This window comes from Cryobacterium algoritolerans (assembly GCF_004402785.1).
Lineage (GTDB): Bacteria > Actinomycetota > Actinomycetes > Actinomycetales > Microbacteriaceae > Cryobacterium > Cryobacterium algoritolerans.
Genome location: NZ_SOFP01000012.1, coordinates 1 through 12285, shown reverse-complemented (window position 1 = coordinate 12285; position 12285 = coordinate 1). Strand labels below are relative to the sequence as shown.

Genomic DNA, 12285 nt, shown 5'->3' with positions numbered 1-12285 from the left:
CAGGGTGTGGACGGACAGCGTGGCCGGGGCCGGCCGAGGTGACGCGTGGTTGCTAGCGCAGGACCGCGAACAGTGTCGCGACGTTCGCCTCCGGCTGAGTCAGCGTGAGTGTGAGCACCGGGCGACCGTGCTCGGCGAGCACGCTCGCGTCGCCGCTGGCCTGCGCCTGGATGAGCTCGCCGAAGGTGAAAGGGCGCTCCGGGATGTCCAGGTCAACGGGGGCAGTGGCGAGGATCTGCAGGAAGACCCCGGTGGCCGGGCCACCCTTGTGGAGCTGACCGGTCGAATGTAGGAAGCGCGGTCCCCAGCCAAATGTCACCGGGCGCGTCGAGAGGGCCGCGATCAGGTCGCGGATCTCGGCGAGCTGCGGCAGGGCCAGGCGGTTGACATAGGCCTGCACGGACACGTAACCGTCCGGGCCGAGCTCCGCCAGGAGCGCGTCGATCGCCGACGCCAGGTCGCTGGCGGCCCCGAGCACGTGGGCGGTGCCCCTGACCTCGATGCCGTCGGAGATGAACGCCGCCGGAACGGGCTCCGGGCGGGCGTCGAGCAGGCCGCGGGTGGCGATCTTGGCTGCCTCCACGTCGGGCTGGTCGAACGGGTTGATGCCGAGCAGGCGGCCGGCGATGACGGTGGCGTACTCCCAGACCAGGAACTGCGCCCCGAGGGTTCCGCTGACGCGGATCTCGTCCGCGCCGTCATTGTCGGAGAAGACCTCGACTCCGGCGTCGGCGACGAGGCGCAGCACCTGGACGTCCGGAAGGTTCTCCGACAGCTCGGGGGCGTCTCGGCCGAGGACGACCGGGAGGATGCCGGTGCCCTGTTTGCCGGTGGACTCGGCGATGAGCTGTTCGGCCCAGTCGGCGAAACCGACGATGTGGGTGCCGTCGGACACGATCGCAAGCTTGTCCCGACGCGGCGTGGTCGCCGCGATCGCCGCACCGAGGATGAGCCCGGGATTCTCCGGGCTGTCGACGGCCAGGGCGACCGAGATCGCCTCGGCCTCGTCGAGCAATTCGGCGATGTCGACCCCGGCTAGCCCGGACGGCACCAAGCCGAAGGCGGTGAGCACGGAGAAACGCCCGCCGACCGTTGGATCGGCATTGAAGACGCGGTAGCCGGCGGCCCGCGCTGACGCGTCCAACGGGGAGCCGGGGTCGGTGACGACGATGATGCGATCGACCGGGTCGATTCCGGCTTCGCGGAATGCCCGTTCGAACACGCGGCGCTGGCTGTCGGTCTCCGCGGTCGAGCCCGACTTGGAGGAGACGACGAGCGCGGTCGCGGCGAGGTGGTCGCCGAGCGCGGCGAGGACCTGACCGGGGTCGGTCGAGTCGAGCACCGTCAGGGGCACGCCGGCGGTGCCGGTGATGACCTCCGGCGCGAGCGAGGAGCCGCCCATACCGGCGAGCGCGATCCGGTTAACTCCCTTGGCGCGCAGCGAGTCGCGCAGCGCCAGGATCTCGGGGATCAGCGGCCGGGAGTCGGAAACCGACTCCGTCCAGCCGAGTCGCTTGCCGGCCTCGGCCTCGACCTCCGGGCCCCAGAGGGCAGGGTCGAGCGCGGTGATGCCGGATGCGACGAGGTCGGCCACGAGGGTCGGGACCGTGCTGCGCACGGCGTCGGCGGCGGCGCCACTGACCGAGACGCGGAAGCTCACAGTGCTGCTCCCGAGGTGGCCGTCGCGGCGTCGAGCGCGACGGAGACGGTCTCCAGGAGTTCGTTCCAGGACACGATGAACTTGGCAACACCCTCGGCTTCGAGTACCTGGGTGACGTCGACGTACGAGACGCCCTCGTTCGCGAGCGCGTCGAGCACGGCATTGGCCTCGTCGTACGCGCCGGTGACCGAGTCGGTGGGGACGACTCCGTGGTCGAGCGTAGCTTCGAGTGTCTTCTCCGGCATCGTGTTGACGACCTCCGGCGCGACCAGGTTCGTCACGTAGAGGGTGTCCGGCAGGGTCGGGTCCTTGACGCCTGTGGACGCCCAGAGCGGGCGCTGCTTGTTGGCACCGGCCGTGAGCAGGCCGAGGGCGCGCTCACTGGAGAAGGCCTGTTCGTAGACTTCGTAGGCGAGCTGTGCGTTGGCGACGCCGGCCTTACTCTTCAGGGCTAGGGCCGCTTCCGTGCCGATGGCTTCGAGGCGCTGGTTGATCTCCGTGTCGACGCGCGAAACGAAGAACGATGCCACTGAGTGAATCGTCGACAGGTCGAGGCCCGCCGAGCGGGCCTTCTCCAGGCCGGACAGATACGCGTTGATGACCTGGCGGTGACGCTCGAGGCTGAAGATCAGGGTGACGTTCACGCTGATGCCCAGCGCGATGGTTGCGGTAATCGCGTCGAGACCCTCAACGGTTGCGGGGATCTTGATCATGACGTTCGGACGGTCCACCTTGGCCCAGAGTTCCTGCGCCTGGGCGACCGTGCCGCCCGCGTCGTGGGCGAGCCCGGGCTCAACCTCGATCGAGACGCGGCCGTCGACCCCGCGGGTGCCGTCGTAAACCGGCCGGAAGATGTCGCTCGCGGCCCGGACGTCGTCGGTGGTGATCTCGAAAACGGCCTCCTGCACGCCGGCGCCGGCGGCGGCGAGGGCCGCGACCTGCCCCACGTATGCCTCGCCCTTGCTCAGGGCGCCGGCGAAGATCGTCGGGTTGGTGGTCACGCCGACGACGTTCTTTGTGTCGATCAGGTTCTGAAGCCCGCCGGAAACGATGCGTTCGCGTGACAGGTCATCGAGCCAGATGCTGACGCCGGCAGCTGAAAGCTGGGCGAGGGGAGTGTTCTCGGTCATAGTGATTCTCCTAATGAAACGGGTGATTCAGGGGTGGGATTCGCGCTGGTGACGAGTTCGCGCTTGTGACTTCAGAGGGCGGCGAGCGAATCCTTTGCGGCGGCGACGACAGCCTCCGTCGTGATTCCGAATTCACGGAACAGGGTCTTGTAATCCGCCGATGCGCCGAAGTGCTCGATGGATATGCTGCGGCCGCGATCTCCGACGTAGCTATCCCAGGTCAACGCGATTCCGGCCTCGATCGATACCCGGGCCGTCACAGTTTTCGGAAGGACCGACTCTCGGTACTCGGCGGACTGTTCCTTGAACCACTCGAGGCTAGGAGCAGAAACGACGCGGGCACCGATGCCCTCCGTCTTCAGCCGGTCCCTGGCGGCCAGGGCGAGTTGTACCTCGGAACCGGTTCCGATCAGGATGACGTCGGGTGTGCCGTTCGCCGCCTCCGCCAGGATGTACGCACCCTTGGACACGTTCCGCGCCGATGCGAGGACATCGCCGACGGCCTCACCGTCTCCCCGGGTGAACACCGGGATGTTCTGTCGGGTCAGCACGATCCCGGCCGGACCGCCCCGGCGTTCGAGGATCGTCTTCCAGGCCCACGAGACCTCGTTGGCGTCGCCGGGGCGCACCACGTCCAGGCCCGGGATGGCCCGCAGGGTCGCGAGCTGCTCGATCGGCTGGTGGGTAGGACCGTCCTCGCCGAGGGCGACGGAGTCGTGGGTCCAGACGAAAATCGATGGTGCCTTCATCAGCGCGGCAAGACGCACCGCGGGGCGCATGTAGTCGCTGAAGATAAGGAAGGTGCCGCCAAAAGGGCGGGTGTTGCCGTGAAGCACGATGCCGTTGAGGATGGCGGCCATGGCGTGCTCACGGATACCGAAGTGCAGCACCCGGCCGTGTTCGTTGCCGGTCCACTCGTGGGTGGAGTGCTCACGGGGGATGAAAGAGGTCGCGCCGCCGATGGTGGTGTTGTTCGACTCGGCGAGGTCGGCAGAGCCGCCCCACAGCTCGGGGATGACAGCGCCGAGCGCGGTCAAGACCTTGCCGGATGCTGCACGGGTCGACACGTCCGTGCCGCCCTCGAATACGGGAAGTGCGGCTTCGACGCCCTCGGGCAGCGCTCCGGACAGCACCCGGTCCAGCAGCGCCTTCCGCTCCGGGTTGGCGTCCGCCCACAACGCGAACGCAGCGTCCCACTCGGAGTGCGCCGCTGCACCACGCTGGAGTGCCTTGCGCGTGTGCTCGATGACCTCGTCGGCGACCTCGAAGGTCTGCGCAGGGTCGAAGCCCAGGATTTCCTTGACCGCGGCCAGCTCCTCGGCGCCGAGGGCGGACCCGTGGATCTTGCCGGTGTTCTGTTTCTTCGGGCTGGGCCAGCCGATGATGGTCTTTAGGATGATCAAGGACGGCTTATCGGTCTCGCCCTTGGCGGCGTCGATGGCGTTGTTGAGGGCGTTCAGATCTTCAACGTAGACGCCGGTCGTCTTCCAGTCGACCGTCTGCACGTGCCAGTTGTAGGCCTTGTAGCGGGCAGCGACATCCTCGGTGAAGGCGATGTTGGTATCGTCCTCGATCGAGATCTGGTTGCTGTCATAGATCGCGATCAGGTTGCCGAGCTGCTGGTGGCCGGCCAGCGAGGATGCCTCGCTGGTGATGCCTTCCTGCAGGTCGCCGTCGCCCGCGATCACATAGACGAAGTGGTCGAACGGGCTGGCGCCGGCCGCCGCCTCCGGGTCGAACATGCCGCGCTCAAAACGAGAGGCGTAGGCGAAGCCGACGGCGGAGGCCAGACCCTGGCCGAGCGGACCCGTGGTGATCTCGACACCGGCGGTGTGACCGTATTCAGGATGACCGGGGGTCTTCGAACCCCAGGTGCGAAGTGCCTTGAGGTCGTCCAGCTCGAGGCCATAGCCGCCGAGATACAACTGCACGTACTGCGTGAGGGAGCTGTGGCCGACCGAGAGGATGAAACGGTCGCGGCCGATCCACTCGTTGTCGGCGGGGTCACGGCGCATGACCTTCTGGAACAGGAGGTATGCGGCAGGAGCGAGGCTCATTGCGGTGCCGGGGTGCCCGTTCCCGACCTTCTCGACGGCGTCCGCCGCGAGGAGGCGTGCCGTGTCGACCGCCTTGTTGTCAATCGAATCCCACTGCAGTGCTGCCACTTGGTCTTGACCCTTCGTAGACAACGGGGGCAGGTAGTCGTGAACCCGCACCCATTGGATTGAGCGCGCCCGTGGACATCGACGTCATCCAAGCGTTGCGGCAGAGGCCCGACTTCGGTAGATCCGCGCATGCACCGAGATTGGCGAGCACCCCCCAGTATAGGCAGTCGTCGGGAAACGGCCCAGCGATGTGACGACGCATGGCGCCGGACTCTCGCATGCCTCCGGGTCAGAGAGTCCCTGCCTGAACCTCACGTCCGGATCGCCTAGACTTGTCTCACAATGTACAGCGTAAGAGGTGTCATGCCCGGACCCGTCTCCACCCCGAATGTGAGCGAAACCCGCTCCTTCCGACGCACTTTTCTGGCCTACCTGTCGCTGACGAAACCGCGGGTCGTCGAACTCCTGCTCGTCGTGACCGCGCCGACGATGATCCTGGCGCAACAGGGTATCCCCAGCCTATGGCTGGTGCTCGCGACCCTGATCGGCGGCGCGTTCAGCGCCGGGTCGGCCGGAGCGTTCAACTGCTACATCGATCGGGATATTGACCGGGTGATGGACCGCACTAAGAACCGTCCACTGGTCACGGGGGAGCTGTCCGACCGGCAGGCCCTCGTCTTCGCGTGGGTGCTCGGTGCCGTGTCAATCGGTTGGCTCTGGGTGTTCACCAACTGGCTGGCCGCCCTGCTGTCGCTAGGCGCGATCCTGCTCTACGTGGTCTTCTACACTCTGGTACTCAAGCGGCGCACCGCGCAGAACATCGTCTGGGGCGGCATCGCGGGCTGCATGCCGGTGCTGATCGGCTGGGCAGCGGTAACCGGGGATCTGTCCTGGCCCCCGTTCATTCTGTTCCTGATCATCTTCCTGTGGACCCCGCCGCACTACTGGCCGCTTTCGATGAAGTACCGCAGCGAGTACCAGGCCGCCGGGGTACCCATGCTCGCCGTCATCCGCGGCCGCAGCCAGGTCGGACTCCAGGTCATCCTGTACGCCTGGGCGACGGTGGCGTGCTCCCTGCTGCTCATCCCCATCGCCGACATGGGGTTCGTCTACGCGTTCACGGCGCTCGTCACCGGTGGCTGGTTCGTCTACGAGACACACCGCTTGTACAGCCTGGCCATCCGGCACGAACACGTGTCGCCCATGCGGGTTTTCCACGGTTCGATCGTCTACCTGACGCTTCTTTTCGTGGCCGTCGGCGTCGACCCGCTGCTGCCCTTCTGACCCGTCCCGGTTTCCGGGCGTTACTGCGCAGAACGGCAACAGCTTCCCGCTCGGGGCGAGGTCCTGCTGTACTCTGGGAATGTCTCCTACCCGCAGGAGGCAGTCCGTTAGGCCCTACGCGCCCTCCTTCGTGTCAGTACCGGCCGTCACCCACGTGAAGAGGCCTCGCAGTGCTGGATTTCCTGGGCGACCGGTACGAGCAGATCCTGTTCTCCAGCTGGCAGCATTTCAGCCTCGTCCTGCAGTGCCTCCTGATGGCGACCGTGCTTGCCGTGGTCATCGCCGCGCTGGTCTATCGCAGCCCGGCGCTGACCGGTGTCGTGAACTCGGTCTCCGCAATCGGCCTGACCATTCCCTCCTTCGCCCTGATCGGCCTGTTGATCTCGCCGTTCGGTTTCGGAGTTCTCCCCGCCGTCATCGTCGTCGCGTTCTTCGCGACGCTGCCCATCCTCCGCAATGCCGTCGTCGGACTGTCCGGCGTCGCGCCGACCGTTGTCGAGGCGGCCCGGGGGATCGGCATGAGCCGATTCAGGACCCTGGTTCAGATCGAACTGCCGCTGGCCTGGCCGATCATCCTGACCGGGATCCGGGTCTCCGCCCAGATGGTCATGGGCGTGGCCGCCGTGGCCGCTTACGCGCTCGGCCCCGGCCTCGGCGGGTTCATCTTTTCCGGACTCTCCCGTTTGGGCGGCGCCAACTCGTTCGAATCCGTGGTCACCGGTGTCGTCGGGGTCATCATCCTGGCCCTCGTCCTTGATCTTCTGCTCGTCGGCCTCGGCCGCCTGACCATCCCGCGAGGTATCCGTGCCTGAACGAACTCCAGCCAGACCGGCCGACTCCGTCGTGACCGGGGCCGGCATCCTGCTCGATCACGTCACCAAACGCTACCCCGGCCAGGCCAGGCCGGCCGTGGACGGCCTCACCATGGAAATTCCCGCCGGCAAAACGGTCATGTTGGTCGGCCCGTCAGGCTGCGGCAAGACCACGACGCTCAAGATGATCAATCGGCTGATCGAACCGTCTGAAGGACGGATCGTCGTTGACGGAGACGACGTCACGCAGATGAACGGCGACCGGCTCCGGCGGGGAATCGGTTACGTGATCCAGGCCGGCGGCCTGTTCCCGCACATGACGGTGGCAACGAACATCGGTATCGTGCCCCGGATGCTCGGCTGGGACAGGGACCGGATTGCGGCTCGGGTCGACGAACTGCTCGAGCTCGTCTCCCTCGACCCTGAGCAGTACCGGGACCGATTCCCGAAGGAGCTTTCGGGCGGTCAGCAACAGCGAGTGGGTGTGGCCCGGGCCCTGGCGGCCGACCCGCCGGTGCTGTTGATGGACGAACCCTTCGGGGCCGTGGATCCGATCACCCGCCTGCGCCTGCAGGATGAGCTGATCAACATCCAGGACGAGCTGCAGAAGACCATCGTCTGCGTGACCCACGATTTCGACGAGGCCGTGAAACTGGGCGACTGGATTGCGATCTTCGACGAGGGTGCCCAGCTCGTGCAATACGACACACCCGAACGGATCCTGGGCAACCCGGCCAACGAGTTCGTCGAGAACTTCATCGGGTCCGGGGCCGGGCTGAAGCAGCTCACGTTGACCAGGGTCGGCGATGTCGGCATGGCGGAGGCCATCCTCGCCCGGCCCGGCGAGCCGGCACGGGACGTCCTCGCCCGGATCGTTGCGGCCGGCCACGGCCACGCGGTGGTCGTCGACTCGCGCGAACGGCCCATCCAATGGCTTTCCCGCCGCAAACTGGACCGTCTCCAGACGATCGGTTCGACCCCGGATCCGGGTCTGCCCGTGGTTGGGAGCAGGGCCACCCTCAGTGACGCGCTCGACACGATGCTCGTGTCCAGCGCCGGGGCTGCGCTCGTGACGGGCCGCCGCGACGTGTTCAGGGGCGTGATCGACATCAAGACCGTCATGGACGCGATCGGCCGGTCGCAGGACACGGCGGCGATGGACTCCACGGATGCCCCGGTCGGGCTGAACACGGGCATCTTCGGCGCGGTGACCACCGACGAAGTGGCTTCCGCCGACACCCCCGGCCCGGGAACCGGCACCGGCGACACCCCGGCAGCGCAGTGAGCAGCGCAACGAGCAGGGTATCCGCGCCGGGCCGCGCGGCGTGGCGCGGCCTGGCGCTGCAGCTGGCCGGGATCATCGCCGCCGCGCTGGGCCTTGCAGGCTGGCTGGCCACGGCGGACCTGTCCACAACCGAGCTGACGACACTCTCCCCGGCCGCACTGTGGGGCTACACCCTCGAACACCTGGAGCTCACCTTCGTGTCGGCGGTGATGGTGCTGCTGATCGCGGTCCCGCTGGGGATCGCCCTCACGCGCACGGCGATGCGGCGGTTCACCGGGCCTGTGCTCGCCGTTGCGAACATCGGTCAGGCCGCCCCCGCCATCGGGCTCGTCGTGCTCCTCGCATTTTGGCTGGGCTTCGGTTTCTGGGCGGCGACCATGGGGCTCGTGCTCTATGCCCTGCTGCCGGTGCTGCGGAACACTATCGTCGGGCTGCAGCAGGTCGACGCCCGGCTGGTGGAGGCCGGCCGCGGGATGGGGATGAGCGCGGGAGCCGTGCTGCTGCGAGTGGAACTCCCACTCGCGGTGCCGGTCATGCTCGCCGGCATCCGCACCGCCATGGTCCTGCTGGTCGGAACCGCAGCCCTCGCCACCTTCATCAACGGCGGTGGGCTCGGTATCCTGATCACGACCGGGGTGAACCTGAAGCTCACCTCCGTGCTCGTGACCGGGTCGCTGCTGGTAGCGCTCCTCGCCCTCCTGGTGGACTGGCTGGGCCGCGTCGTCGAGCAGCTCGCCCGGCCGAAGGGCCTCTGATGCTCTCCGGGACGACCACCCTTACCCACGAGAATGGCCGCGCCATGACGAATCGACGACGGCGCCTGGTCACCCCGGCGGCGTGCCTGGTCGCCATACTGGCCTTGACCGGCTGCGGGCTGCAACCGGCCACCTCGTACGTGCCGGCCGTGGGCCCTGGCACCATCCGGCCGATCCCGGGACTGGGGAACGCGCCGCTCACCATCACCTCCAAGAACTTCACGGAGCAACTCATCCTCGGGAAGATCGCTGTGCTGGCGGCTCGGGCCGCCGGTTTCGACGTCACGGACCTGAGCAACCTGCCGGGAAGCCAACCGGCTCGCGAACTCCTCACCCTCGGCCAGGCCGACTTCATGTGGGAGTACACCGGGACGGCCTGGTTGACGTACCTCGCCCAGGCCGAGGGCATCCCGGATCAGGCGGCCCAGTGGCAGGCCGTGCACGACGCGGATCTAGCGACTGGGCTCACCTGGGGCAGGCCCGCCCCGATGAACAACACCTACGCCCTCGCCATCCGCAGCGAGGCGGCAGCCGACCTCGGCGGAATCAGCACAATGTCGCAGATCGCGTCGCTGCCAGTGGAGGATCGCACCTTCTGCGTCGAGGCGGAATTCAACTCCCGCTCCGACGGTTTCAACCCGATGCTCAAAACCTACGGACTCAAACGCGGATCCGCGGCCGGCGTCCCGGACGCCAACGTCGGAATCTATGATGCCGGCGCGGTGTACAGCGCCACCGACCGAGGGGACTGCAACTTCGGTGAGGTGTTCGTCACCGACGGCCGCATCGACGCACTCGACCTCACCGTGCTGACCGACGACCGGAAGTTCTTCCCTGCCTACAACGTAGCTCCGGTGTACTCCACCGACACCCTGACGACGCACCCCGAATTGGCGGATGTCTTCGACCAGATCACCCCGGCCCTCACCGACAAGGTGCTCAGGTCACTCAACCGCAAGGTCGACGTCGACGGTGAGGAACCCGCCGACGTCGCTTTCGCGTGGATGAAGGCCAGGGGATTCATCACCGATCCTCGCTAACGGGCGGCCGCGCTCTCCGCGAGCGGGACGGATGTCGACGTGGGATTCGCTGACGGAACCGTGAGGTTCAGGACAACCGCGGTCATCCCCGCAGCGAGCACGCAGGACAGCACCATGTGGATGCCCACCAACACGGGCGGCAGGCCGATGTTCGCCTGGAGCAGTCCGATGCCGATCTGCCCGGCCTCGATGATGAGCAGCAACACGGCCCAGCCGCGTGGGGGGAGTGCGAGCGCGACGGAGGCGACCACGAGGGCGATCGTCAGGGCGAGGGTGGCATAGGCGGGCCAGCTGTGCACATGCTGAAGCAGCTCGGAGTCGAGGCCGTTGCGCGGTGCGTTCGCGTCGCCGGCGTGCGGGCCGGAGCCGGTGGTCACGATCCCGACGAGGATGGTGACCAGGATGACGGCGGCCGTTGCGTAGGTGAGGAGCCTGAACCACCCGGGGACGGCCAGGATCCGGCGCGGGTTGCCTGTGTAGACCCGGTGCACGAAGACAGTGCAGAGCCCGACGAGGGCGACGGAGATGACGAAGTGCAGCCCGACCACATACGGGTTGAGCTTCACGAGCACGCTCACCCCGCCGATGACCGCCTGCGCGGGGATGCCCAGGCCAGCCAGCAGCGCGAGCCAGAACAGGTCGGGACGCGACCTGCGCACGCGCACGACCGCCAGGAACGCTGCAATCGCGACGAGCCCCAGCACAACGCCGAGCAGCCGGTTGCCGAACTCGATCACGCCGTGGATGCCCATTTCGGGCGTGTTGACGAAGGAACCGTCCGTGCACCGGGGCCAGGTCGGGCACCCGAGGCCGGAGCCGGTGAGCCGCACCAGGCCGCCCGTGCCCACAAGCAGGATCTGGGCGGTGAGGTAGATCCACGCCAGCACTCGAACCCGCTTGTCAACGCTCGTGGGTAACCATTCCGAAATCCGTTTCACCGGTTCTGCTTCCTCTTCGCTGTGGCTCATGTGAAAACGCCGGATCGCACTACTAATCCCACCGCTAACCTGTAGAATTAGGTGTTTCCAGGGCGGCTCGACCGCGGTTGACACACAACCGCAGCTGAGAACCACGTCGTCCTTAAACATCTTAGGTACGCAACGTAGCCGCCCACACAACACATTCCCGCACAGGGTCTCCCTCGGAAGGCCCGTCCGGGAATGACCGGACTAATATCCGGGTTGTCGTGGAGGGGAGAAGAGGTAAATATGTCTGACGTCCTGCTCGACCGCCCCGAGCTCGCGGGGCTCGGTGTCTACGAATTCGGCTGGTCCGACTCCGACGCTGCCGGCGCGTCCGCCCGCCGTGGAATCTCGCCGGAGGTCGTCACCGACATCTCCAAGCTCAAGAACGAGCCGGCCTGGATGCTGAAGCGTCGGCTGAAGGCCCTCGAACTCTTCGAGCGCAAGCCCATGCCGACCTGGGGCGCCGACCTCTCCGGCATCGACTTCGACAACATCAAGTACTTCGTCCGGTCCACGGAGAAGCAGGCCCAGACCTGGGACGACCTGCCCGACGACATCAAGAACACCTATGAGAAGCTCGGCATCCCCGAGGCGGAGCGTCAGCGTCTCGTCTCCGGCGTCGCCGCCCAGTACGAGTCCGAGGTCGTCTACCACCAGATCAACGAGGAGCTCGAAGCCCAGGGCGTCATCTTCATGGACACCGACACGGCGCTCAAGGAGCACCCGGAGATGTTCGAGGAGTACTTCGGCACAGTCATCCCGTCGGGCGACAACAAGTTCGCTGCGCTCAACACCTCGGTCTGGTCGGGCGGATCCTTCGTCTACGTGCCGCCCGGCGTGCACGTCGAAATCCCGCTGCAGGCGTATTTCCGAATCAACACGGAGAACATGGGTCAGTTCGAGCGCACCCTGATCATCGCCGACGAGGGCAGCTACGTGCACTACATCGAGGGCTGCACCGCCCCGATTTACTCATCGGACTCGCTGCACTCCGCGGTCGTCGAGATCATCGTGAAGAAGAACGCCCGCGTTCGCTACACGACCATCCAGAACTGGTCCAACAACGTCTACAACCTCGTCACGAAGCGCGCCACGGCGGCCGAGGGTGCCACGATGGAATGGATCGACGGCAACATCGGGTCCAAGGTGACCATGAAGTACCCGTCGATCTACCTGATGGGCGAGCACGCCAAGGGCGAGACCCTGTCGGTGGCCTTCGCCGGCCCCGGCCAGCACCAGGATGCCGGCG

10 protein-coding genes are annotated in these 12285 nt (G+C 66.7%); 6 read left to right on the top strand and 4 right to left on the bottom strand.

Annotated elements, in window-relative coordinates; translation table 11 throughout:
* Positions 1-52: 52 nt before the first annotated feature.
* The 3 genes from E3O19_RS03055 to tkt form a co-directional block, all read right to left on the bottom strand.
* A complete protein-coding gene (locus E3O19_RS03055; protein ID WP_134565153.1) occupies positions 53-1660 on the bottom strand; it encodes a glucose-6-phosphate isomerase in 1608 nt (535 codons plus the stop codon).
* Entirely contained in the window at positions 1657-2790 is a 1134-nt protein-coding gene (tal, locus tag E3O19_RS03050) for a transaldolase (RefSeq protein ID WP_134565152.1), read from the bottom strand. The genes E3O19_RS03055 and tal overlap by 4 nt, the downstream gene beginning before the upstream one ends.
* Positions 2791-2861: 71 nt before the next feature.
* Positions 2862-4955 (bottom strand): transketolase, encoded by a 2094-nt coding sequence (tkt, locus tag E3O19_RS03045; protein ID WP_134565151.1) that lies wholly within the window; start codon positions 4953-4955, stop codon positions 2862-2864.
* A 303-nt stretch (positions 4956-5258) separates the two neighbouring features.
* Here tkt and E3O19_RS03040 point away from each other — a divergent pair, with 303 nt between their 5' ends.
* The 5 genes from E3O19_RS03040 (at position 5259) to E3O19_RS03020 (ending at position 10071) form a co-directional block, all read left to right on the top strand.
* Positions 5259-6179 (top strand): heme o synthase, encoded by a 921-nt coding sequence (locus tag E3O19_RS03040; RefSeq protein ID WP_134565167.1) that lies wholly within the window; start codon positions 5259-5261, stop codon positions 6177-6179.
* Positions 6180-6349: 170 nt separating this feature from the next.
* Positions 6350-6991, top strand: coding sequence for an ABC transporter permease (locus E3O19_RS03035; protein ID WP_134565150.1), 642 nt, complete (start codon positions 6350-6352; stop codon positions 6989-6991).
* Positions 6984-8276 carry an ABC transporter ATP-binding protein gene (locus E3O19_RS03030; protein ID WP_241981159.1) on the top strand — a complete coding sequence of 431 codons (1293 nt, stop codon included), beginning with the start codon at positions 6984-6986 and terminating at the stop codon, positions 8274-8276. Before E3O19_RS03035 ends, E3O19_RS03030 begins: the two co-directional genes overlap by 8 nt.
* Complete coding sequence (locus E3O19_RS03025) at positions 8273-9031, top strand: ABC transporter permease (RefSeq protein WP_134565149.1); 759 nt, start codon at positions 8273-8275, stop codon at positions 9029-9031. The genes E3O19_RS03030 and E3O19_RS03025 overlap by 4 nt, the downstream gene beginning before the upstream one ends.
* A gap of 44 nt (positions 9032-9075) precedes the next feature.
* Positions 9076-10071 carry a glycine betaine ABC transporter substrate-binding protein gene (locus E3O19_RS03020; RefSeq protein WP_134565148.1) on the top strand — a complete coding sequence of 332 codons (996 nt, stop codon included), beginning with the start codon at positions 9076-9078 and terminating at the stop codon, positions 10069-10071.
* Here E3O19_RS03020 and E3O19_RS03015 read toward each other — a convergent pair.
* Positions 10068-11009 carry a COX15/CtaA family protein gene (locus E3O19_RS03015; RefSeq protein WP_134565147.1) on the bottom strand — a complete coding sequence of 314 codons (942 nt, stop codon included), beginning with the start codon at positions 11007-11009 and terminating at the stop codon, positions 10068-10070. The genes E3O19_RS03020 and E3O19_RS03015 overlap by 4 nt on opposite strands.
* Before the next feature lie 270 nt (positions 11010-11279).
* Here E3O19_RS03015 and sufB point away from each other — a divergent pair.
* Positions 11280-12285, top strand: a 1006-nt coding sequence (gene sufB / locus E3O19_RS03010) for a Fe-S cluster assembly protein SufB (protein WP_134565146.1), incomplete at its 3' end; no start/stop codon positions are given.

Excerpts from the sequence above, each read along its gene's own strand:
- tal (WP_134565152.1), bottom strand. The coding sequence starts at position 2,790 with ATGACCGAGAACACTCCCCTCGCCCAGCTTTCAGCTGCCGGCGTCAGC.
- E3O19_RS03020 (WP_134565148.1), top strand. The coding sequence starts at position 9,076 with ATGACGAATCGACGACGGCGCCTGGTCACCCCGGCGGCGTGCCTGGTC.
- E3O19_RS03040 (WP_134565167.1), top strand. The coding sequence starts at position 5,259 with ATGCCCGGACCCGTCTCCACCCCGAATGTGAGCGAAACCCGCTCCTTC.